This window comes from Actinoplanes rectilineatus (genome assembly GCF_000962825.1).
In the GTDB taxonomy this organism is placed as follows: domain Bacteria; phylum Actinomycetota; class Actinomycetes; order Mycobacteriales; family Micromonosporaceae; genus Actinoplanes; species Actinoplanes rectilineatus.
Map to the genome: position 1 here is coordinate 1 of NZ_JZKF01000125.1, position 21,180 is coordinate 21,180.

At 70.8% G+C, this 21,180-nt stretch carries 18 protein-coding genes, 1 pseudogene and 1 riboswitch; of the genes and pseudogenes, 14 read left to right on the forward strand and 5 right to left on the reverse strand.

The annotated features are described in order from the left end of the window. Positions 1–393: 393 nt before the first annotated feature. Positions 394–1,848, reverse strand: a complete 1,455-nt coding sequence (locus WH85_RS43160) for an aromatic amino acid ammonia-lyase (protein WP_045747996.1) — start codon at positions 1,846–1,848, stop codon at positions 394–396. A gap of 125 nt (positions 1,849–1,973) precedes the next feature. Between WH85_RS43160 and WH85_RS43165 the strand changes: the two genes are divergently transcribed. The 4 genes from WH85_RS43165 to WH85_RS43180 are packed head-to-tail and all read left to right on the forward strand — an operon-like array spanning position 1,974 to position 5,294. Further along, complete coding sequence (locus tag WH85_RS43165; protein ID WP_045747997.1) at positions 1,974–3,014, forward strand: ABC transporter ATP-binding protein; 1,041 nt, start codon at positions 1,974–1,976, stop codon at positions 3,012–3,014. Next, the gene (locus WH85_RS43170; RefSeq protein WP_045747998.1) at positions 3,011–3,664 is read left to right on the forward strand and encodes an ABC transporter permease; all 654 of its coding nucleotides are present in this window, start codon (positions 3,011–3,013) and stop codon (positions 3,662–3,664) included. Before WH85_RS43165 ends, WH85_RS43170 begins: the two co-directional genes overlap by 4 nt. Beyond that, positions 3,661–4,350: an ABC transporter permease gene (locus tag WH85_RS43175; RefSeq protein WP_045747999.1), complete on the forward strand. Its 690-nt coding sequence runs from the start codon at positions 3,661–3,663 to the stop codon at positions 4,348–4,350. Before WH85_RS43170 ends, WH85_RS43175 begins: the two co-directional genes overlap by 4 nt. 14 nt (positions 4,351–4,364) lie before the next feature. After that, a complete protein-coding gene (locus WH85_RS43180) occupies positions 4,365–5,294 on the forward strand; it encodes an ABC transporter substrate-binding protein (protein ID WP_045748000.1) in 930 nt (309 codons plus the stop codon). Between the two features lie 67 nt (positions 5,295–5,361). Here WH85_RS43180 and WH85_RS43185 read toward each other — a convergent pair whose 3' ends face one another. Together WH85_RS43185 and WH85_RS43190 are read right to left on the reverse strand one after the other, a co-directional pair. Beyond that, the gene (locus tag WH85_RS43185; RefSeq protein WP_045748001.1) at positions 5,362–5,949 is read right to left on the reverse strand and encodes a hypothetical protein; all 588 of its coding nucleotides are present in this window, start codon (positions 5,947–5,949) and stop codon (positions 5,362–5,364) included. After that, a complete protein-coding gene (locus WH85_RS43190; RefSeq protein WP_045748011.1) occupies positions 5,946–6,479 on the reverse strand; it encodes an RNA polymerase sigma factor in 534 nt (177 codons plus the stop codon). The genes WH85_RS43185 and WH85_RS43190 overlap by 4 nt, the downstream gene beginning before the upstream one ends. A gap of 258 nt (positions 6,480–6,737) precedes the next feature. Here WH85_RS43190 and WH85_RS43195 point away from each other — a divergent pair, with 258 nt between their 5' ends. From WH85_RS43195 to WH85_RS43230, 8 genes are all read left to right on the forward strand, one after another. Further along, positions 6,738–7,436: an energy-coupling factor ABC transporter permease gene (locus tag WH85_RS43195; protein ID WP_045748002.1), complete on the forward strand. Its 699-nt coding sequence runs from the start codon at positions 6,738–6,740 to the stop codon at positions 7,434–7,436. Beyond that, a complete protein-coding gene (locus WH85_RS43200) occupies positions 7,433–7,774 on the forward strand; it encodes a PDGLE domain-containing protein (protein ID WP_045748003.1) in 342 nt (113 codons plus the stop codon). Before WH85_RS43195 ends, WH85_RS43200 begins: the two co-directional genes overlap by 4 nt. Before the next feature lie 62 nt (positions 7,775–7,836). Beyond that, a riboswitch (cobalamin riboswitch) is annotated at positions 7,837–8,045 on the forward strand. Positions 8,046–8,161: 116 nt separating this feature from the next. Beyond that, a complete protein-coding gene (locus WH85_RS43205; protein ID WP_045748004.1) occupies positions 8,162–10,537 on the forward strand; it encodes a ribonucleoside-diphosphate reductase subunit alpha in 2,376 nt (791 codons plus the stop codon). Then, complete coding sequence (locus WH85_RS43210) at positions 10,537–11,532, forward strand: ribonucleotide-diphosphate reductase subunit beta (RefSeq protein ID WP_045748005.1); 996 nt, start codon at positions 10,537–10,539, stop codon at positions 11,530–11,532. The genes WH85_RS43205 and WH85_RS43210 overlap by 1 nt, the downstream gene beginning before the upstream one ends. Before the next feature lie 20 nt (positions 11,533–11,552). Next, entirely contained in the window at positions 11,553–12,080 is a 528-nt protein-coding gene (locus WH85_RS43215) for a GNAT family N-acetyltransferase (RefSeq protein WP_245674346.1), read from the forward strand. Positions 12,081–12,176: 96 nt separating this feature from the next. Beyond that, positions 12,177–13,250 carry a FecCD family ABC transporter permease gene (locus tag WH85_RS43220; RefSeq protein WP_245674347.1) on the forward strand — a complete coding sequence of 358 codons (1,074 nt, stop codon included), beginning with the start codon at positions 12,177–12,179 and terminating at the stop codon, positions 13,248–13,250. 10 nt (positions 13,251–13,260) lie between these two features. Continuing rightward, complete coding sequence (locus tag WH85_RS43225; protein ID WP_045748006.1) at positions 13,261–14,031, forward strand: ABC transporter ATP-binding protein; 771 nt, start codon at positions 13,261–13,263, stop codon at positions 14,029–14,031. Then, the gene (locus WH85_RS43230) at positions 14,028–14,720 is read left to right on the forward strand and encodes a class I SAM-dependent methyltransferase (RefSeq protein ID WP_045748007.1); all 693 of its coding nucleotides are present in this window, start codon (positions 14,028–14,030) and stop codon (positions 14,718–14,720) included. Before WH85_RS43225 ends, WH85_RS43230 begins: the two co-directional genes overlap by 4 nt. Here the strand turns inward: WH85_RS43230 and WH85_RS43235 are convergent. Together WH85_RS43235 and WH85_RS43240 are read right to left on the reverse strand one after the other, a co-directional pair. Further along, positions 14,704–15,195 (reverse strand): acyl-CoA thioesterase, encoded by a 492-nt coding sequence (locus tag WH85_RS43235; RefSeq protein ID WP_045748008.1) that lies wholly within the window; start codon positions 15,193–15,195, stop codon positions 14,704–14,706. The two genes, WH85_RS43230 and WH85_RS43235, sit on opposite strands and share 17 nt — an antisense overlap. 189 nt (positions 15,196–15,384) lie before the next feature. Then, the gene (locus WH85_RS43240) at positions 15,385–18,549 is read right to left on the reverse strand and encodes a penicillin acylase family protein (protein WP_045748009.1); all 3,165 of its coding nucleotides are present in this window, start codon (positions 18,547–18,549) and stop codon (positions 15,385–15,387) included. Positions 18,550–18,838: 289 nt separating this feature from the next. Here WH85_RS43240 and WH85_RS53940 point away from each other — a divergent pair, with 289 nt between their 5' ends. Both WH85_RS53940 and WH85_RS53525 read left to right on the forward strand, forming a co-directional pair. Further along, entirely contained in the window at positions 18,839–21,049 is a 2,211-nt protein-coding gene (locus tag WH85_RS53940; RefSeq protein WP_052721216.1) for a sensor histidine kinase, read from the forward strand. Continuing rightward, positions 21,046–21,180, forward strand: a pseudogene (locus tag WH85_RS53525) (roadblock/LC7 domain-containing protein); the annotation flags it as partial. The gene WH85_RS53940 and the pseudogene WH85_RS53525, both read left to right, overlap by 4 nt.

Sequence of the window (21,180 nt, forward strand, 5' to 3'; positions counted from 1 at the left end):
GGGTCGGTCGGGCCGTCGGCTGCGGCTGTTCAGGAGGGTGGGAATCAGCCGTCGGCGACGGCTCGGGGGCACCCGGCCGTCGCCTGTGGTCGCTTCGGTCACTGCGGCCGTCGCCTGTGGTCGCTTCGGTCACCGCGGCCGTCGTCTGCGGCTTCTGGCCGGTGCCCCGCGGCGTTCCTTGAAGCGGACTGTCGCGACGCCGGGTGAAGGACTCCGCGAACGGCGGCGCCCGCCGGCCGCCGATTCACCGAGGCTGACCGCGGGGTGGGACGCGAGGCTGACCGCGGGGGCGGCACGCGGGGGCGGCACGCGAGGGCGGCACGTGGGGGCGGGGCGCGAGGGCGGAAACGCGCTGGTCGGTACGGGACAGCACCTCACGGCGTACCCGGAATGTCAGGAGATCGCGTCGCCCAGCGTGGGCAGGACGAAGGCGGCCTGGTCCAGGTCGGCGCCGAGCGGCCGGTCGTCATTGCCCTCGCTGATCGCCTTGTCCGCGATGTCGAACAGTTCGCGGGCCGGCCCGTCGGGAAGCCGGCCCGGTGCCATCCGCAGTGCCCGGACCGCCGCGACCAATTCGGCGGCGATCATCGTCGGGGCCAGGCGGGTCATCGTGCGCAGCGAGCGGGCGCCCTGGGTGGCGAAGCTGGCGTGCTCCTCCAGGCCCAGGGAGATGGACAGGGTGCCGGCCGCGGTCGGCTGCATGCCGACTCGGATCTGGGTGAGCAGGTCCTGGACCACGTACTCGCTGATCATGAGGCCGGAGCTGGCGGCCGGCCCGTCGGCGAGGAAGGCGCGCAGGCCGGTGAGGTCGGGGCGCATGAGTAGGCCGAGGCGGGCCGTCGACAGCGACAGTACCGGCAGGAAGGCGCCGCGGACCTGGTCCAGGCTGGTCGCCAGGGTGGCGGTGTGGAACTGTCCGTGGTGGCGGACTCCGTCCGCGGTGACCAGCGGGTTCTCGGCGGAGGCGTTGAGTTCGGCGGTGAGCACCTCGTGGAGTCCGTGCGCGGCGCTCAGGGCCGGCGCGGTGACCTGGGGGAGGACCCGCAGGCCGAACGGGTCCTGGATGCGCAGCGCCGGCCCGCAGCCGTCGACGATGGCGCGTAGTTTCGCCGCGACGTCGACCTGGAACGGGTGCGGCCGGGCCTCGTGGACGATCGGGTCGTACGCCTCCGGGTTGCCGCGCAGCGCCAGGAAGGAGAGGGCGGCCACTGCCACCGAGGCGCGGAGCAGGTTCTCCACCCGGTGCAGGGCGAGGGCTGCGGTGGCGACGGTGACCGCGCTGGAACTGATCATCGGGAGGGCGTCGGTGGCCTCGATCGTGGTGACCGGTCCGCGGCCGTACCGCCAGGGGCGTTCGCCGGCCAGGGTGAGCCCGAGTTCGGCCAGGGCGGAGAGGTCGCCGGTGCCGATCGCGCCCCACGGGTGGATGGTCGGGACGGCGCCGTCGTCGAGGGCGGTGGCCAGGGCCTCGGCGATGCGCCGGGAGACGCCGGAGCCGCCGGCCAGGATCTGGTTGAGGCGGACCGCCATGGCCGCCCGGGCGGTGACGTCGTCCTCCTCCGGGCCGACGCCGGCGCAGTGGCTCCGTAGCAGACGTAATCCGTGTTCGGACGGGCCGGTCTCCTCGGTGGTGCGCTCGTTACGGTTGGCCCCGACCCCGGTGTTGGCCCCGTAGACTGCTCCCCGGGTACGGGCGGTGTGCAGAAGAGCGTGACGGGTATTGACCAGGTCCAGTGCCGTCGGGTCCACGGAGATCGCGGCGGTGCCGTCGGCGACCGCGACGAGGCCCGCGATCGTCAGCGTCCGACCGTCGAGACGGACGGCCTCGGGGATGCCATCTGCCTGCATGGTGCCTCCCAGCACGCGTGTTACCGGACCGTAAAGGGCTCGCACCGGGCGTTGACATGTTATTCACTACCGGGCGAGTATGAATATCAGTATTCAGAAGATCGCCCGCCAGCGCCAGGAGCACCATGATCACATTCGACGACGTCGTCAAGGTCTATCCCGGCGGCAGCACGGCAGTCGACCACCTCTCCATCGAACTGCCGACCGGGAAGATGACCGTTCTGGTCGGTCCGTCCGGCTGTGGCAAGACCACCTCCCTCCGGATGATCAACCGGATGGTCACCCCGACCTCGGGCCGGGTGCTGATCGACGGGCAGGATGTCGCGAGTCAGGACGAGGCCCTGCTGCGGCGCGGCATCGGCTACGTCATCCAGCACGCCGGGCTTTTCCCGCACCGGACCGTCCTGGACAACGTCGCGACCGTGCCGATGCTGCTGGGGCGTACCCGGCGGGAGGCTCGCAAGGCCGCGCTCGAGCTGCTCGAGCGGGTCGGCCTCTCCGAGGACTTCGCCAAGCGTTACCCGGCGCAACTCTCCGGCGGCCAGCAGCAGCGCGTCGGCGTGGCCCGGGCGCTCGCCGCCGACCCGCCGGTGATGCTGATGGACGAGCCGTTCAGCGCCGTCGACCCGGTGGTCCGTGAGCAGCTTCACCGCGAATTCCTGCGGTTGCAGCAGGATCTGGGTAAGACCATCGCCATGGTCACGCACGACATCGACGAGGCGATCAAGCTCGGTGACATGGTCGCCGTCTTCCGCCAGGGCGGTCACCTCGCCCAGTTCGGCACCCCCCAGCAGCTGCTGGAGGAGCCGGCCGACGAGTTCGTGGCCGAGTTCGTCGGCCGGGACCGCGGCCTGCGCAGCCTCTCCTTCGACACCGCCGCCAAGGTGCCGGTCCGCCCGGTCGCCGAGGCCGCCGACCTCGTCCTCGACGACGCCGGACGTCCGGAGGGCTGGCGGACGGTCGGCGGCACCACGGCGGCGACCGGCGGAGTGTTCACCGTCTCCGACACGCTGCGCCTGGTCACCGATCTGGCGATCAGTTCCCCGGCCGGCATCGCGGTCCGGGTCGGCCCGGACGGCAAGGCCGACGGCATCGTGCGCCACCACGACCTCGTCGACTACCTGGCGGCCCGGCGTGAGGACCGGGCCGCGGAGTCCCGCGCATGATCCAATACCTGACGAACAACTCGGCGACGGTCCTGGCCGCGCTGCAGCAGCACATCATGCTGGCGCTGCTGCCGGTGCTGATCGGCTTCGCGGCCGCGCTGCCGATCGGCTACCTCGGGGTCCGCTTCCCGTGGCTCTACCACCCGCTGATCAACACGTGCGGGGTGCTCTATTCGATTCCGTCGCTGGCGCTCTTCCTCTTCCTGCCGGTGATCCTCGGCACCAAGGTCCTGTCGCCGGTGAACATCGTGGTGGCGCTCAGCATCTACACCGTGGCGCTGCTGGCCCGGACCGTCGCCGACGGCCTACGCTCGGTCGACACCACGGTCACCCAGGCCGCCACCGCGATGGGCTACCGCCGGACCCGCCTGCTGCTCGACGTCGAGTTGCCGGTCGCCATGCCGGTCATCCTGGCCGGTCTGCGGGTCGCCACCGTCTCCAACATCAGCCTGGTCAGCGTCGGCACCCTGATCGGTGTCGGCGGTCTCGGCCAGCTGTTCACCCGGGGCTTCCAGCTGTTCTACATGGAGCCCATCCTGATCGGGATCATCCTGTCCGTGCTGCTCGCCGGACTCGCCGACCTGATCATCGTGCTGATCCAGCGCGCGGTCACCCCGTGGGCCCGATTCCAGCGCGGAGGCGCGGCGTGAACTTCTCCTACCTGCTGGACCCGGAACACTGGGACCCGGACGCCACCGGCGGCTTCCCGCAGCTGCTGCTGGCGCACCTCGGCTACTCGGCCCTGGCCCTGCTGATCGGCCTGGTCATCGCGCTGCCCGTCGGCCTGTACATCGGGCACACCGGGCGGGGCTCGTTCATCGCCATCAACGCCGGCAACGCCGGTCGCGCGCTGCCCACCCTGGGACTGCTGATGCTGATGGTGACCCTGCTCGGGCTGGGCCTGCTGCCGGTGCTGATCGCGCTGACCGTGTTGGTCGTCCCGCCCATCCTCACCACCACCTACGCCGGGATGCGCGCCCTCGACCACGGTGTCGTCGACGCCGCCAAGGGCATGGGGATGCGCCCCTGGCAGGTGCTCACCCGGGTCGAGTTCCCGATGGCGCTGCCCGTGATCATGAGCGGGATCCGCAGCGCCCTGCTGCAGGTCGTCGCCACCGCCACGGTTGCCGCCGCGGTCGGCCTCGGCGGTCTGGGCCGGCTGCTCATCGACGGCCTGTCCGTCAACGACTACTCCCGTGTCCTGGCCGGCGCCATCGTCGTCGCCGTCCTGGCCGTGGCGCTCGATCTGCTCCTGGCGCTCACCCAGCGCTGGATCGTGTCACCCGGTCTCTCCGGACGGGCCGTCGCCCGCACCCGGCGCGCCACCACCACCTGATCGGAAGGTTCCGTATGTCCCGGATACGTAAGATCGGCGCCGCGCTCACCGGCGTCGCCCTCGCTCTCAGCCTCGCCGCCTGCGGCGCGGACGAGGACCCGCTGGCCAACGACAGCGGCGGTGCCGGCGATTCCGGCTCCGTCACCGTCGGCTCGGCGAACTTCACCGAGAGCGAACTGCTGGGTGAGATCTACTCCCAGGCACTCGAGGCCAAGGGCGTCACGGTCACCCGCCAGTTCAACATCGGCGCCCGTGAGCTCTACCTGAAGGCGCTGCAGGACGGCTCGATCGACCTGCTCCCGGAATACAACGGCGCGCTCCTGGCCGCCCTCTCCTCCGGTGGCGCCCCCGAGGGTGTCAGCAAGCCGGAGGACGTGCTCACCGCGCTCAAGAAGGTGCTGCCCGCCGGCACCGAGGTCCTCGAGCAGTCGCCCGCCGAGGACAAGGACACCCTGACGGTCACCGCGGAGACCGCCGCCAAGTACAACCTGAAGACCATCGACGACCTGAAGGCGGTGGCGAACCAGCTCGTCATCGGCGCCGGACCGGAGTGGGCCGAGCGCTACCAGGGTCTGAAGGGCCTCAAGGAGCTGTACGGCATCGAGTTCAAGGATTTCAAGCCGCTGGACGCCGGTGGCCCGCTGACCGTGAACGCGCTCAAGGGTGGCGACATCCAGGTGGCGAACATCTTCTCCACCGACTCGTCGATCGTGCAGAACAAGTTCGTCGTGCTGGAGGACACCAAGAACCTCTACCTGGCGGAGAACATCATCCCGCTGATCCGCACCGAGTCGAACAACGCGACGGTCACCGGAGCGCTCAACGGCGTCTCGGCCAAGCTGACCACCGAGAACCTGACCGAGTACCTCGCCAAGGTGCAGGTGGACAAGCAGGACACCGCCACCGTGGCGAAGGCCTGGCTGACCGCCAACGGCCTGGTCTGATCGTTTTCTGAGTCGCGCCGCCCCCGCCGATCGGGGGCGGCGCGGCTTTTTTCTGGAACGCCTTTTTCTAGAACGCCTTCTCGTAGAGATCGGCCAGTCCGGGCGTCGACGCCTCGCCGCTGTACCCGCAGATCATCACGGTGCCGGCGGCGGCCGCCACCAGATATCTCCCACCGGTCTCGAACCGGCCGCTGCCCATCATCTGCTCCGAGGCGTCGCCGGCCTGCGCCACCCGGACCTCCTGCACGGTCTTCCCGTGATAGATGCGGTCGACGCCCAGGGTGACCTGGCCGTCCACCACTGCCGTCACGGTCCCGGCGAAGACGAAGTCCGCCTCGGCGGCGAGCACCTCGGCGGTGGGCTCCGCACACTTGCTGGTGGCGCCGTCACCGGCCAATGACAGGTTCTCGACGGCCGTGATGGCCGGGGCCGTCACCGGTGCCTCCGGGCGGGTCAGCGCCCAGGTCGCGCCGCCGCCCGCGATCAGCACCAGGGCGGCCGCGGCCAGTCCCCAGCGGCCGGCGGACGGACGGGCCGGAGTCTCAGTGGTCATGATCTCCTCCAGGAGTCGTGCGGCGCGATCGGGGGCGATCGGTGGCAGGGACGCCGCCGGGTCGGTGCGGCGCAGACGTCCGCGCAGGTCGTCGTCGGTCATGACCGGCTCCCCTCTGTCGACTCCTCATGTCCGGCGGCGCCGCCGGTCTTTCGCAACTCGTCCCGCAGACGCTGTTTCGCCCGGTGCAGCCGGATGCTCGCCGCGTTCGCGGTGATCCCCAGCACGGTCGCGATGGCCGCGGGCGCGAGATCCTCCCAGGCCCACAGCCGCAGGATCTCGGCGTCCGCCAGCCGGAGCCGGGCCATCGCGGTGCTCAGCTCGTCGTCCTCGAACGCCGGCGGATCGACGGCCGCCGGCGGCGGGTCCAGCAGCCCGATCCGGGCGACGAGCCGCAGATGCCGGCGCTGCCCGCGTTCGGCGTTGGCCAGGCAGTGCCGGGCCACCCCGTACGCCCACGGCACGTGCTCCGGGGGCATCTCCGCCATCCGCCGCCAGCAGACCAGCAGCGTCTCGGAGAGCACGTCGTCAGCGGTCGCCGGATCGGTGCGCCGCGCCAGGTAGCGCCGCACGGCTTCGATCACGGCCGGCGCCAGGCGCTCGAACCGCGCCCGGCGGTCGTCAGAGGTCACGAGGTCCACTCTGTTTCATGTCCGGCACCACCCCTCCTCTTTCGCCTTTCGCTTCCGCTTCTTCGGGGGTACGGGGTACGGCCGGCTCCCGCGTCACCCGGTGCGGTGCTTCTCGCGTACCTGAGAAGGCGCTGGAGTGACGCACGCGATCTCCACCGACCGCGCCGCGCAGTTGCAAGATCTTGGCAACAGCAGGCGACTATCAATATGCTGCTGCTGAGCCGTGCGTGACGGCGGGCACGCCTGGGGAGGGCATCCATGGACACAACGGCGATGCACATCGCCAACGGGATCGTCAACGGTCCCGTCTCGATGGTCTTCGTAGTGATAGCGGTCGCCGGCCTCGCGGTCAGCGTGTGGCGGGCCAAGGCCGACCTCGACGACCGCCTGGCGCCGATGGCGGGGCTGGTCGCGGCGTTCATCTTCGCCGTGCAGATGCTCAACTTCCAGGTGCTGCCGGGTGTCTCCGGTCACCTGCTCGGCGGCACCCTGGCGGTGATCCTGGTCGGCCCGTGGGTGGGTTCGCTCTGCGTGGCGACCGTGCTGATCGTCCAGTGTCTGCTCTTCGCCGACGGGGGACTCACCGCGATCGGGCTCAACGTCACCAACATGGCACTGATCGGGACCGCGGCCGCGTACCTCCTCGTGGCCCTTCTCCTGAGGATCCTGCCCCGCACCGCCGGTGGCCTCGGCGTGACCGCCTTCATCGCCTCGATCGTCGGTGTGGTCGTCGCCTCGCAGGGCTTCGTCCTGGAGTACGCGCTGGGCGGCACCACCGACCTGTCGCTGACCGGCATCGCCGCCACCATGGCCGGGGTGCACGTGCTGATCGGCATCGGTGAGGGCCTGATCGCGGCCACCACCGTGATGACCGTCGCCCGGGTCCGTCCCGACCTGGTGTACGCGCTGCGCCGCTTCCGCAAGCCCGCCCCGACCGAGGTGGAGGTCCCCGCATGAGCCGGCGACTCGGATGGTTCCTGGCCGGCGGCCTGCTGGTCGCGCTGCTGCTCGCCGGGGTGGTCAGCAACTTCGCCTCGGGCAGCCCGGACGGCCTGGACTACGCGGCCCGCCAGGGCTGCACGTTCAACGCCGACGACGAGATCACCGGCGGGACGTGCATGCTCCAGCAGGAGGGTGAGCATCAGATGGGTGACAGCCCGCTGGCCGGCTACGCCCTGCGGGGGATCGACAACGAATTCGTCGCCACCGGCCTGTCCGGTGTCCTCGGGGTGCTCGTCACGTTCGCCGTCGGTGGCGGACTGTTCTGGCTGGTCCGGCGCCGCGCGCCCCGGTGATCTTCACGACACGACCTCCGGGCGCAGCATCTGGTGTTGTGCCGGAGGTCGGTCACCCATATATGGTGTTCCCCGCAGCTGGTTCGGGCGGCCTCTTCTGGCCTGTCCGAGGCAACAGGGAACCCGGTGGAAAACCGGGACTGCCCCGCAGCGGTGAGTGGGAACGAAAGCCGTCATGAAGCACTGGACCGGTCACGGTCTGGGAAGCGACGGCCGGTAGGAAGCGTCAGTGCCCACGAGTCCGAAGACCTGCCAGCGCGCCGCACGCGACGTGTGCGGCGGTCCGAGGTCGCGTGGGACGACTGACGCCATCATGCCGGTGACCGTGTGCCGGCGGCGTCCCCCTGCGTGCCCGACGACCTGTCGAGAGGGCATGAGGGAGAGACCATGACGGTCACATCGGGAGTCGCGGTGCCGGAGCAACGGCGGCACGGCATGCAGGTCCGCAAACGCAACGGCGACCTGGAACCCGTGGACGTCCACAAGATCGTCACGGCGGTCGAGCTGTGGGTCGCCGACCTGGACGAGGTCGACCCGCTGCGGGTGGCGACCAAGACGATCAGCGGTCTCTACGACGGGGCTACCACCGCCGAGCTGGACAAACTGTCGATTCAGACGGCCGCCGAGCTGATCGGCGAGGAGCCGCAGTACTCGCGTCTGGCCGCCCGCCTCCTCGCCGCGTACGTCAGCAAGGAGGTCTCCGAGGAGGGCGTCACCCTCTTCAGCGAGTCGATCCGGCTCGGCCACACCGAGGGCCTGATCAGCGACGAGACCCTGGCGTTCGTCACCGCGCACGCGTCGCTGCTCGACGCGGCCGTGGACCCGGCCGGTGACCTGCGCTTCGAGTACTTCGGCCTGCGTACGGTCGCGGACCGCTACCTGCTGCGGCACCCGACCCGCCGGACGATCATCGAGACCCCGCAGCACTGGCTGATGCGGGTGGCCTGCGGACTGTCCGAGACCGCGGACGAGGCCGTCGGGTTCTACCGCCTGATGTCGTCGCTGGCCTATCTGCCCAGCTCGCCGACGCTGTTCAACTCGGGCACCCGGCACACCCAGATGTCGTCGTGCTTCCTCGTCGACTCGCCGAAGGACGAACTCGACTCGATCTACGAGCGGTACCACCAGGTCGCGAAGCTGTCGAAGTTCTCCGGGGGCATCGGCATCTCCTGGAGCCGGGTCCGGGGCCGGGGTGCGCTGATCCGCGGCACCAACGGCCGGTCCAACGGCATCGTCCCGTTCCTGAAGACACTCGACGCGGGGGTCGCGGCGGTCAACCAGGGCGGCCGGCGTAAGGGCGCGGCGTGCGTCTATCTCGAGCCGTGGCACCCGGACATCGAGGAGTTCCTCGAGCTGCGGGACAACACCGGCGAGGAGTCGCGGCGCACGCACAACCTGAACCTGGCCAACTGGATTCCGGACGAGTTCATGCGCCGGGTCGAGGCGGACGGCGACTGGTCGCTGATCGACCCGTCCGATGCTCCCGAGCTGCCGGACCTGTTCGGGCGTGAGTTCGACGAGGCCTACCGGGCGGCGGAGAAGAACGCGGTCAAGACCGTCAAGGCCCGTGATCTGTACGGCCGGATGATGCGCACCTTGGCGCAGACCGGCAACGGGTGGATGACGTTCAAGGACCGCTCGAACTCGCTGTCGAACCAGACGGGCGCGCCCGGCAACAGCATCCACCTGTCGAACCTGTGCACCGAGATCCTCGAGGTGAACAACGACGCCGAGACCGCGGTCTGCAACCTGGGTTCGGTCAACCTGGGCGCGCACGTGACTTCGGACGGGGTGGACTGGGAGAAGCTGCGGGCCACCGTCCGCACCGCGGTGGTCTTCCTGGACCGGGTCATCGACATCAACTACTACCCGGCGGAGCAGGCGGCGGCGTCCAACCCGCGCTGGCGCCCGGTCGGGCTGGGTCTGATGGGCCTGCAGGACGCGTTCTTCACCCTGGGCCTGCCGTTCGACTCGGCCGCCGCCCGCGAACTGTCGACGCGCGTTCAGGAGGAGATCTTCCTGACCGCTCTGGAGACGTCGGTCCAGCTCGCCTCGGTGGCCGGCCCGCACCCGGCGTTCGCCGAGACCCGGGCCGCGGCCGGTGACCTGCACCCGTACCTGTGGGGCGCCACGCCGTCGCAGACGTCGCGCTGGGACGCCGTTCGCGCCGGTATCGCTTCGCACGGCCTGCGGAACTCGCTGCTGGTGGCGATCGCGCCGACGGCCACGATCGCCTCGATCGCGGGCTGCTACGAGTGCATCGAGCCGCAGGTGTCCAACCTGTTCAAGCGCGAGACGATGTCCGGCGAGTTCCTTCAGATCAACACCTATCTGGTACGCGAGCTGAAGTCCCGCGGTCTGTGGACCGCCCCGATCCGTGAGGCGATCAAGCGGGCCGAGGGGTCGGTGCAGGGCATCGAGGAGATCCCGGCGGACGTGCGTGAACTGTTCCGGACCGCGTGGGAGCTGCCGCAGCGTGCCCTGATCGACCTGGCGGCGGCGCGTGCCCCGTACATCGACCAGTCGCAGTCGCTGAACCTGTTCATGGCCGCGCCGACCATCAACAAGGTCTCCTCCATGTATCTCTACGCGTGGAAGACCGGCCTGAAGACGTCGTACTACCTGCGCTCGCGTCCGGCGACCCGCATTCAGCAGGCGACGGTGTCCGTTGCCGCGGCACCGGCCGTCTCTCTCATCCCGGCGTTGACGCCCGCTGAGGCTTGTTCCCTGGAAAACCCCGAATCGTGTGAGGCCTGCCAGTAATGCTGCTCGACCCCGGAATGGACCTGACCCTGCGGCCGATGAAGTACCCGCACTTCTTCGACCGCTACAAGGACGCGATCAAGAACACCTGGACGGTGGAGGAGGTCGACCTGCACTCCGACCTCGCCGACCTGGCCAAGTTGTCGCCCGCCGAACAGCACCTGGTGTCGCGGCTGGTCGCGTTCTTCGCCACCGGCGACACCATCGTGGCGAACAACCTGGTGCTCAACCTGTACCAGCACGTCAACTCGCCGGAAGGCCGGCTCTACCTGTCCCGGCAGCTGTTCGAGGAGGCCGTGCACGTCCAGTTCTACCTGAACCTGCTGGACACGTACGTCCCCGACGAGCAGGAGCGGTTCGAGGCGTTCGCGGCGGTGGAGAACATCCCGTCGATCGCCCGTAAGGCCGAGTTCTGCTTCAAGTGGATCGACTCGGTCTTCGAACTGCGGTCGCTGCAGACCCGGGCCGACCGGCGGGCCTTCCTGCTCAACGTGATCTGCTTCGCCGCGTGCATCGAGGGGCTGTTCTTCTACGGCGCTTTCGCGTACGTGTACTTCCTGCGCTCCCGTGGCGTCCTGCAGGGACTCGCGTCCGGCACCAACTGGGTGTTCCGCGACGAGAGCATGCACATGGCGTTCGCGTTCGACGTGGTCGACACGGCCCGCGCCGAGGAGCCCGACCTGTTCGACGCGGAGATGGAGCAGCAGGTCCGCGACATGCTGTCCGAGGCCGTCGAGTGCGAGGTGCAGTTCGCCGCGGACCTGCTCGAACAGGGCGTCTCCGGCATGTCGCTGACCGACATGCGGGAGTACCTGCAGCATGTGGCGGACCGCCGGCTGGCCGCGCTGGGCATCGCCCCGATCTACGGCAGCAGGAACCCGTTCGCCTTCATGGAGCTGCAGGACGTCCAGGAGCTGTCGAACTTCTTCGAGCGCCGCGTCTCCGCCTATCAGGTGGGCGTGACCGGAACCGTCAGCTTCGACGACGACTTCTGAGCACGTGGCAGAATCCGCGGGTGACGATTCGATTGGTGCCGCTGTCACCCGCGGTTCTGCAAGGCCTGCTCGACGGTGACCTGGTCACCGCCCGTTCGCTGGCGGGGGTGGCTCTCACCGACTGGTTCATCTCCGACGATCTGACCTGGCTGTGGCGGATGCGCCTCGACCAGATCGCCGGTGACCCGTCGGCCGACGGCTGGGTGGCGAACGCCGCGATTCTCGACGACGGGACCGTGGTGGGGACGGGTGCCTTCCACGGGCCGCCGGACGCGGACGGGCGGGTGGAGCTGAGCTACGGCGTCGACCCGGCACACCGTCGGCGGGGGTACGCGCGGGCGATGGTCCGGGAACTGCTGGCCCGGGCCGCCGCCGAGCCGTCGGTGCACCTCGTCCGGGCGAGCATCAGCCCCGGCAACACCGCCTCTCTCGCCACGATCGCCGGGTACGGCTTCACCCGGGTCGGCGAGCAGTGGGACGAGGTGGACGGCTTGGAGCACCTCTTCGAACGCGCCGCCGACGGGACCGTGCTCTCCGCGTACCCCTGAGGGGGAGGCCTGTGACGCGGTCGGGGATTTCCGCCGATTGATCTTGCTGATACGTTGTTGCATAAGCTTGGCAACAACGAGAAGAGGGTGTTTCGGGTGAGCGCCCCGTCGATGAAGCACGACGACGTGCTGGGCATCGCGGCCCAGCGTCGCCGGACCACCCTCCTGCTGGCCGGACTGATCGTCGCCCTGCTGGTCACCGGACTGGTCGCGGTCGGCACCGGGGCGATCGGGATCAGCCCGGCGACCGTCGCCCGGATCATCGGGCACCAGCTGACCGGCCTCGGCGACGTCACCTGGACGCCGCCGGAGGAGGCCATCGTCTGGCAGGTGCGGCTTCCGCGCGTCCTGCTGGGCATGCTTGCCGGTTCGGGTCTCGCCGTCTGCGGTGTGGCCCTGCAGGCGATGGTCCGCAACGTGCTGGCCGACCCCTACCTGCTCGGTATCAACTCCGGCGCCTCCAGCGGCGCCGCGGCGGCCATCCTGTTCGGGGCCGGCGCCGGCTTCGGGCAGTACGCCCTCTCCACCAGTGCCTTCCTCGGCGCGCTCGCCGCCAGCCTGCTGGTCTTCCTGATCGCCCGCAGCGGCGGACGCGTCACCTCGATGCGACTGCTGCTCGCGGGTGTTGCGGTCGGCTACGCCCTCTACGCCCTGACCAGCTTCCTGATCTTCGCGTCCGGGTCCGCCGAAGGGTCCCGTTCGGTGATGTTCTGGCTGCTCGGCTCGCTGGGCCTGGCCCGCTGGGACGCGCTGCTCGGCTTCGGCGCGGCGGTCGTCGTCGCGACCATCGCCGGCCTGACCGTCACCGGCCGTCAGCTCGACGCCCTGGCCGTCGGCGACGAGACCGCGCACACCCTCGGCATCTCCCCGGACCGGTTCCGGATGCGCCTGCTGGTCCTCGTCTCGCTCTGCGTCGGGGTGCTCGTCTCCGCCTCCGGCAGCATCGGCTTCGTCGGCCTGGTCGTCCCGCACCTGGCCCGCCGCCTGGTCGGCGCCCGGCACGTCCGGGTGGTCCCGGTGTCCGCGCTCCTGGGAGCGATCCTGCTGGTCGCCGCGGACATCGTCGCCCGTGTGCTGCTGGCGCCGCAGGAGATCCCGATCGGCATCATCACCGCCCTGCTCGGCGCGCCGTTCCTGCTCATCCTGATCCGCCGGCTGCACGCCCAGTGAAAGGTCAGCAATGATCACCGCGAAGGACGTCAGCTGGCGGTACGGCGCCAAACCCGTGATCGACGGCGTCACCGTCGAGGCCCGACCCGGCCGGGTCCTCGGGCTGATCGGCCCGAACGGCAGCGGCAAGACCACCCTGCTCCGGCTGCTCCACGGCGCGCTGAGGAGCCCGACCGGAGCGGTCGCCGTCGACGGCGACCCGCTGACCGGCCTGAGCCCGCGCGAGTCCGCCCGGCGGATGGCGGTAGTGGTCCAGGAATCCGGCGGGGAGACCTCGCTGACCGTCGCCGAGATGGTCCTTCTCGGTCGTGGACCGCACCTCTCCACGTTCCAGCGGACCGGGGCCGACGATCACGAGATCGCCGCCCGCTGCCTGGCCCGTGTCGGCGCCACCCACCTGGCCGCACGACCGTTCGCCGGGCTCTCCGGCGGGGAGCGCCAGCGGGTGCTGATCGCCCGCGCCCTCGCCCAGCAGGCCACCCACCTGCTGCTCGACGAGCCCACCAACCACCTCGACATCCGCTACCAGCACGAGATCCTGGGCCTGGTCCGCGGCCTCGCGACGTGCTCGATCGTGGTCCTGCACGACCTGAACCTGGCCGCCCGCTACTGCGACGACCTGGCCCTGCTCAGCGGCGGCGACATCGTCGCGGCCGGCATGGCCGGCGAGGTCCTGGACCCGGCGGTCCTCGAACCCGTCTACGGCATCGGCATCCGGCGCGTCGACCTCGACGGCGAGACGCACCTGCTGTTCCAACCACTCGAGGAGGCCCCCGCATGACCGCCCAGGACCGGATCAACGACTACTGGACCGGACGCGCCCCCGCCTACGACGCCTACCAGCAGCGCCCGGAACGCCGGGCCGCCGACGAGGTGGCCTGGTCCGGTGTCTGGAAGGACGCGCTGCCGGCCGGTCCGCTCGACGTGCTCGACGTCGGCACCGGCAGCGGACAGGTCGCCATGACCCTGGCCGGAATCGGTCACCGGGTCACCGGCATCGACCTGTCCGAGGGCATGCTGGAACGGGCCCGCGCACACGCCGCCACCGCCGCGAACGCCCCCGGCTTCCGGCTCGGCGACGCGGTCGCCCCGGACTTCCCGGACGCCTCGTTCGACGCGGTGGTCAACCGCTACGTGATGTGGACGCTGCGCGACCCGGAGACCGCCCTGGCGAACTGGATCCGGCTGCTGCGCCCCGGCGGCACCGTCGCGGTGATCGACAGCACCTGGTTCACCGACCGCAGCGAACTGGGCTTCTACGACGAGGAGATCCAGGCGGCGCTGCCGCTGGCCGCCGCGACCTCGATCCACGCGACCGAGAAGGTGCTGCGCGCCGCCGGCCTGCACGACGTCACGGTCACCGCGCTCGACGCGATCCGGGAACTCGACGAGACGTTCGGCGTCGCACCCGGCCACCACGTCCTCACCCAGTACCTGATCACCGGTCGTCGGCTCACTGGTCGTCCGTGAGCGCCTTGCGCAATGCCAGCCGGTGCTCCCGGCGGATCTCCGCCTGACGGATCGCCCGATGATCCTCCTCGGTCTCCGGCAACAGTGCCGGGACCGCGCGAGGACGCCCCGCGTCGTCCACCGCCACCATCACCAGATGCGAGGTGGCGACGGTGGTGGGCGGCACCGCGCGATCCCACCGGTCGGCGGTCACCCGCACCGCTACCTCCATCGAGCTGCGGCCCGCCCAGGTCACCCGGGCGTCGACGTGCACCACGTCACCGACCCGCACGGCCTGCAGGAACACGGTCTCGTCCATGGCCGCGGTGACCGCCGGCCCGTCCGAGTGCCGGGCCGCGACGACGCCCGCCACCGAATCGATGAGGTTGAGGATCCGGCCACCGTGGACCGTGCCCAGCAGGTTCGTGTGGTGCTGGTCCATGATCTGCGAAAGGGTGAGCTGGGAGGCCGACGGCGGCCGTCCAGAATCGGTCATCGCTTCGCTTACTACTCGTTCCCCCGACACCGGGCGAGCATAGTGCGGTCTGCTCCCGTTCACCGTGGCAAGGACCACAATCACGACCTTCGCCTGTGTACGGGACAAAGCACAGTCCCGCCCATTCCGGCATGCCCGGTCGTCCCGGCCGGCCCCCGAAGAGGCCGGCCGGCGGTGCGGGCGCTCTGCTCAGTGCGCGTAGATCTCCACCTCGTAGGGGGAGATGCCGTACTGGGTGGCCCGCGTGACGCTGGTCAGGCGGACGTACCGCGCGGTCGTACCCGGGAAGGAGATGTTGTCCCAGCCGCCGTTCTGGCCGGTCACCGAGGACGCCGTCGTCCACGTCGTGCCGTTCACCGACGTCTCGACCCTGAAGGCGGAGGGGTAGGCGGACTCCCACGACACGTTCAGCCGGGCCACCTGCCGGCTGCCGCCCAGATCGATCCGGATCCACTCGCCCTCGGCCCACTCGCTGGCCCACCGGGTGGCCGGGTCGCCGTCGACCGCGTCGGCCGCCGGATGGCCCGACTGGGCCCCTGAGGCCGTCACCGAGGCGCCCAGGGCCAGGTTGGTGACCACGTCGCCGCGCTTGGCCGGGAACGACACCACCTGCTGGTACGTCGGCCGGTTCTGCCACGGGATCAGCGAGTGCTCGATGCCGCCCAGCGGGGAGTGCGCGATCGCGTCGGCGCACCACTGGTTTCCGGCCGCGCAGAAGTCGTCCGCCGGGTAGGTGGTGGCCGCCGGTTCCGCCAGCGCCGCCGTCAGGCTGGTCAGCAGCGCGCTGCGGCACGTGCTCAGGACCCCGCCGCCGCAGTACCGGGTCGGCCAGTTCGGCACCGTGTCGCCGAGGACCGCGCGCAGATCCTTGTCGACGTAGCCCCACCAGCCGTACTGGAACGAGGAGCCCTTGTGCCCCTGCGTCTCGTTCGCGGAGGTGGGCAGGGTCGACACCGGCCCGGTCTGTTCACCGGACGGTGACTCGTTGATCTGGATGGTGTCGACCAGCGCGCCGAACAGCCCGGTGCCGAGCCCGCCGGCGAACTGTGCCTGGACCAGGCGGGGCCACCACGCGTCGAAGGTGCGGATCGCGTCGGCGTCCTTGTAGACCTTGCTGCCGGCCGCGGTCTCGATGCGCTGGGCGCCGCCGGCCAGCCAGGCCCGCATCCTCGTGAGGGCCGCCGCCTGTGCGGAGTCGGTGACCGTCGCGGTGTCGATGACGCGCAGCAGCACCGGCAGGACGGCCGAGCCGCGCAGGTCGGTGACCGCCGCCGACTGGACGATCTTCAGCAGGGACGCCCGGTCGTACTTGGTGCCGGCCGCGATGCCCGCCTTGAGCGGCGCGTCGAGCAACTCCGCCCGGTGCACCGAGCCGTAGCTGAAGTTGCCGTCGGCCGCCGAGTACCCGGCCGCCTGCTTGTTGTTCCAGCTGACGAAGTAGTCCTGGTTGACGGCCTGCGGGTGCAGCGACGCCGCCCGGTAGGTGGCGGTGTTCGCCGTCGGGTCGAACCCGGTCCACTCGTACGCGGCGTCACCCCAGGTCGGCAGGTTCGGGTCGACCGTGGACGGGCGGATCGGCTCGGCGCCGGAGGTGTAGACCGCGTTCTGGGTGGAGTTGACGTAGAACCAGTTGAACGCGAAGGAGATGTTCGCTGCCGAGGCCGCGAACGCCGCCGCACTGCCCATCTGCTCCGGTTCGTTGAACATCTGGAACCCGATCGCCGAGTCGGCCTCGTGCCGGTACGTGGACCGCAGGCTGGTGAACGCGACCGCTGTCCCGCCGACGGTGCCGCGCCAGGTGACCAGGCCGTACTTGGTGCGCAGCCGGGTCAGCCGGTACGAGCCGGCCGCCGTGGAGTCGGCGGTCGTCGGCGTCCACGAGTTGGTCCGCGACAGTGTCTCCATCGCCGTGCACACCCCGTGGTACAGGTAGGCGGTGCCGTCCGCGTTGCACAGCCGGACCGCGTATGTGTCGGTGATGTCCTGCAGCGACGAGGTGGCGCTCCACGCGTAGTCGGGTCCGCGGCCCAGCAGGGTGTAGAGGTTGAGCCCGCTGAACGCCACGCCCCGGCTGCTGATCCCCGGACCCTGCAGTTCCTGGAGCATGAGCAGCTGCGGCGCGAAGTAGCCGGTCTGCGGTCCGAAGACGGCGACCGGGTGCCCGGTGGCCGAGTTGGCGGCGGAGACGACCGCCGCGTTCGACATGCCGCGCTGGGAACCGTCCATGGCCAGCGAGCTGAGCGAGTCGGCGATGGCGCTGGTACCGCTCACTCCGGTGGCCGCCGATCCGGTCTTGTCGTAGACGAGCGGCTCGGGGACGGCGGTTCCGGCGTCCGGCATGGCCACGCCGGACGCGTTCGGGTCGCCGGTCCCGTACGGGAAGGATTGGCCGTTGTGCAGTGTCAGCACGGTCTCGGCGTCGTTCTGCGAACGGAACTGCTGCCACACCTGGTCGCCGACGGTGGCGCCGTACTTGGCCCGGGAGGCGACCCGGACCAGCGCGGACTGCATCTCGGCGCCGCCGCCCCCGCCGAACAGCCCGCCGATGACGCCGGCGACCGCGATCAGGTCGGTCATCACGAAGTCCTCCGGCCCGCCGGCGTTGGTGACCGAGTCGAGGTGGCCGGTGAGCACGTATTCGCCGGGGCAGTCCCGGGCGGCCATGCAGTCGTCGATGTACTTGTTGACGCCGGCCAGGTACTGCTGCACGTCGGTGTAGAGCTGCGCGCCCCGGGTGCTGCCGGTGCGCAGGCCGTCGAGCTGGGCCTGCAGGTCGGCCTCGGTGTACGGCGAGTTGCGCCAGACGCTCTGTTCCAGGGCGCGGTTGCCGTCCGCGCCGCCGGCGAAGGTGGTCAGGGAGCCGCGGGCGACGTGCCGCATCAGGTCCATCAGGAAGAGGCGGTCCTGGGCGCCGGCGTACCCGGCGCCGTACATGGTCCCGGCGCGCGTGGTGCCGGTGATGTGCGGGACGCCGAGTCTGGTGTCGCGCACGATCGTGACGTCCGAGCGCGGCGAGATGCTGCTGGCGACCTGCCCGGCCGGCACCCCGTAGGAGGCGTCGTTGAAGAAGCCGTTGATCTGGCCGGGGGTCAGGCCGGTGTAGTTGTAGGTCAGGTCGGCGTAGGGGGCGAGTTGGTCGTCGGAGTGCGGGGGCATGGTGCCGAAGGCCTGGTGGGCGAGGATCTGGGCCAGGTCGGCGTCACCGTTCTGACCGGGCGGCAGGATGTCGGAGCACTCGCCGAGGCAGTAGTCGTTGCTGCTGAAGGCCGCGGCGGCGGGTGGGGGATCGACCTGTGACAGCCCGGCGGTGATCAGCAGGCCGGCGGCCACGAGGGCGCTGAGGTGTCGGCGCATGGGGGTCCCTTCGGGAACGCTCGAACGCGAGGGAAAAGGGGAACGGCCGAACGCGAAAAATATTCAAAGATGTTAATGCGTCGATGTATGTGAGGCCAGGGTTTCCCGCACCGGCGGTCACCCGATCGGGTCGGACCGGCCGGACGCGCCACGACCGTGCCGAGCACACCCCCTGTTCAGGACCGAAACCACGACGACGGTCGCTCGATCGGGGTGTTGCCAACCGGTGGAGGTCCGCCGATCCTTGGCGGCGTTCTCAACGGCCGGCACGTGCGGAGGAATACACGAGATGAACGCGGCGACCATCCGGGGCCGGATCACCCGTACCCTGGCGCCGCCCCTCGTGGCGATGATCGCGCTGCTGACCGTCGTCGCCGTGGGCGAGATCGGCGACTACCGGGTCGCGGCCGACACCGAACGCCGGGTCACCGTGGTGCTGGCCCTGCACGAACTGGTCCGGGAACTGCAGGCCGAACGGGACGCGACCGAGGGCACCCTGACCGGCGACCTCGCGCTCCAGGCCGACCTCGTCCCCGCCCGGGAACGGGCCGACGCCCGTCTCGACGGCGTCCGGAGCCTGCTCGGCGGCGGCACCGCCCTGGAGGAGCAGGCACTCGACCTGCTCGGCGAGCTGGACGACCTGGAGGCCGTCCGCGACGGCGTGGACGCCGGCACCGGGGAACGCGCCGCGACGTTCGCGTTCTACACCGAGGCGATCGAGGAACTGGGCGATCTCTTCCTCGACCTGGAGACGGTCGCCGACAACCGGCTGCGCCGCGCCGCCGAGTCGCTGGAGATGATCAACGCGGCGAACGAGGCCCTCGCCCAGGAGCGGGTCCTGCTGGCCGGGGTGCTGCGCGACGGGCGCTTCCGTGACGACGAGTTCCCCCGGCTCGCCGCGGTCATCGCCGTCCGCGACCTGGCGCTGGGGGAGTTCGACGAGTTCGCGAGCGCGGCGGCCACCCAGGCCAAGGCGGACCTGCTCGACGGCGCAGCCGCCCGGCAGAGCCGTGACCTGGAGGAATCGGCACTGCTGGCCGGCGGCGGGGAACGGCTGCGCGTCGACGAGAGCGCCTGGTGGTCGTCGACCGGGGTGGTGCTCGACGACATGTCCGGGCTGTCCCGCCGGATCGGCGCGGACGCCCAGACCCGCGCCGGCGAACTGCGGGCCCGGGCCACCCTGCGGGTGAGCGTGCTGGGCGCGATCGTGCTGGCCTGCCTGGCCGGTTCGGCGTACCTGGCCACCGCGTCGGCCCGGTCACTGGCCGGCCCACTCTCCGGACTGGCCCGGGAGGCGCACCGGCTGGCCGCCGACCGGCTGCCGGAGGCGGTCCGCCGGGCCGCGTCCGGGGATCCGTCCGAACGCCCCGACCCGGTGCCGGTCGCCGACGGCGCGAGCATCGAGGTGCACCAGGTGGCCGACGCGCTGCAGCGGGTGCAGCAGACGGCGTACGACCTCGCGACCGAGCAGGCGGTGCTGCGGCGGACCACCGCGGAGTCGCTGGCCGACCTGGGCCGGCGCAACCAGAACCTGCTGCGCCGTCAACTGGGCTTCATCACCCGGCTGGAGCAGGAGGAGTCGAACCCGGCCGGCCTGGCGAACCTGTTCGAACTCGACCACCTGGCCACCCGGATGCGGCGCAACGCGGAGAGTCTGCTGGTCCTGGTGGGCGCGGCCAGCCCTCGGCAGTGGCCCGGCCCGCTGGCGCTGACCGACGTGGTCCGGGCCGCGGTGTCCGAGGTGGAGGAGTACCGGCGGGTCGGCCTGCGACGCATCGACGAGGCCCAGGTGCAGGGGGCGGCCGGCAGCGGCCTGGCACACATGCTCGCCGAGCTGATCGAGAACGGACTGTCCTTCTCGCCGCCGGACCAGCAGGTCGAGATCCACGGGCGGCGGGTCGGCGACGAGTACCTGATCGCGATCTGTGACGAGGGTGTCGGGATGACGGAGGCCGACATGGCGGTGGCCAACGAGCGGCTCCGCGGCGACGGCGACTTCCTCACCGCTCCGGCACGGTACCTCGGGCATCACGTGGTCGGCCGCCTGGCCGCCGGGATGAACGTCCGGGTACGACTCACGCCGTCGCCGGTGACCGGGGTGACCGCCCGGATCACCCTGCCCGCGGAGATCCTCGCCGGACCCGCCCCGGTCGGTGACGACCCGGCGGCCGGGCGGCGCGCGCTGGAGGACGGTCACCGGCGCCGCGAGGTGGAGGTCGACTACGTGGTGCTGGCGGAGCGGCCGTCCGTTCCGGCGCCCCGGCGGCCGGAGTCCGAGGACGGTGTGCGTACCCGGAACGGGTTGCGCAAACGCGTGCCGCACGCCGGCCGTCCCCGCCCGGCCCCCGCCGTGGCCGTCCCTCCCGGCGATCAGCCCGTCATGGTGAGCAGCGGACCCGCCGAGGTGCGCTCCCGGATGCTCGCGCTGCGTGACGGTATCCAGCGAGGCCGGGACCGGGAACCCGGCCGGTCGCAGGCCACACCCGAGGAGATCTCATGAGCGTCGAAGCCCCCGCCGACCGGCATCAGCTGAACTGGCTTCTCGGCAACTTCGTGCACCAGACCGACGGTGTCCGCGACGCCGTCGCGGTCTCCTCCGACGGCCTGCTGATCGCCGGGTCGGACGGCCTG

Excerpts from the sequence above, each read along its gene's own strand:
- WH85_RS43160 (WP_045747996.1), bottom strand. The coding sequence starts at position 1,848 with ATGCAGGCAGATGGCATCCCCGAGGCCGTCCGTCTCGACGGTCGGACG.
- WH85_RS43165 (WP_045747997.1), top strand. The coding sequence starts at position 1,974 with ATGATCACATTCGACGACGTCGTCAAGGTCTATCCCGGCGGCAGCACG.
- WH85_RS43170 (WP_045747998.1), top strand. The coding sequence starts at position 3,011 with ATGATCCAATACCTGACGAACAACTCGGCGACGGTCCTGGCCGCGCTG.
- WH85_RS43180 (WP_045748000.1), top strand. The coding sequence starts at position 4,365 with ATGTCCCGGATACGTAAGATCGGCGCCGCGCTCACCGGCGTCGCCCTC.
- WH85_RS43185 (WP_045748001.1), bottom strand. The coding sequence starts at position 5,949 with ATGACCGACGACGACCTGCGCGGACGTCTGCGCCGCACCGACCCGGCG.
- WH85_RS43195 (WP_045748002.1), top strand. The coding sequence starts at position 6,738 with ATGGACACAACGGCGATGCACATCGCCAACGGGATCGTCAACGGTCCC.
- WH85_RS43200 (WP_045748003.1), top strand. The coding sequence starts at position 7,433 with ATGAGCCGGCGACTCGGATGGTTCCTGGCCGGCGGCCTGCTGGTCGCG.
- WH85_RS43205 (WP_045748004.1), top strand. The coding sequence starts at position 8,162 with ATGACGGTCACATCGGGAGTCGCGGTGCCGGAGCAACGGCGGCACGGC.
- WH85_RS43210 (WP_045748005.1), top strand. The coding sequence starts at position 10,537 with ATGCTGCTCGACCCCGGAATGGACCTGACCCTGCGGCCGATGAAGTAC.
- WH85_RS43225 (WP_045748006.1), top strand. The coding sequence starts at position 13,261 with ATGATCACCGCGAAGGACGTCAGCTGGCGGTACGGCGCCAAACCCGTG.
- WH85_RS43230 (WP_045748007.1), top strand. The coding sequence starts at position 14,028 with ATGACCGCCCAGGACCGGATCAACGACTACTGGACCGGACGCGCCCCC.
- WH85_RS43235 (WP_045748008.1), bottom strand. The coding sequence starts at position 15,195 with ATGACCGATTCTGGACGGCCGCCGTCGGCCTCCCAGCTCACCCTTTCG.
- WH85_RS43240 (WP_045748009.1), bottom strand. The coding sequence starts at position 18,549 with ATGCGCCGACACCTCAGCGCCCTCGTGGCCGCCGGCCTGCTGATCACC.
- WH85_RS53940 (WP_052721216.1), top strand. The coding sequence starts at position 18,839 with ATGAACGCGGCGACCATCCGGGGCCGGATCACCCGTACCCTGGCGCCG.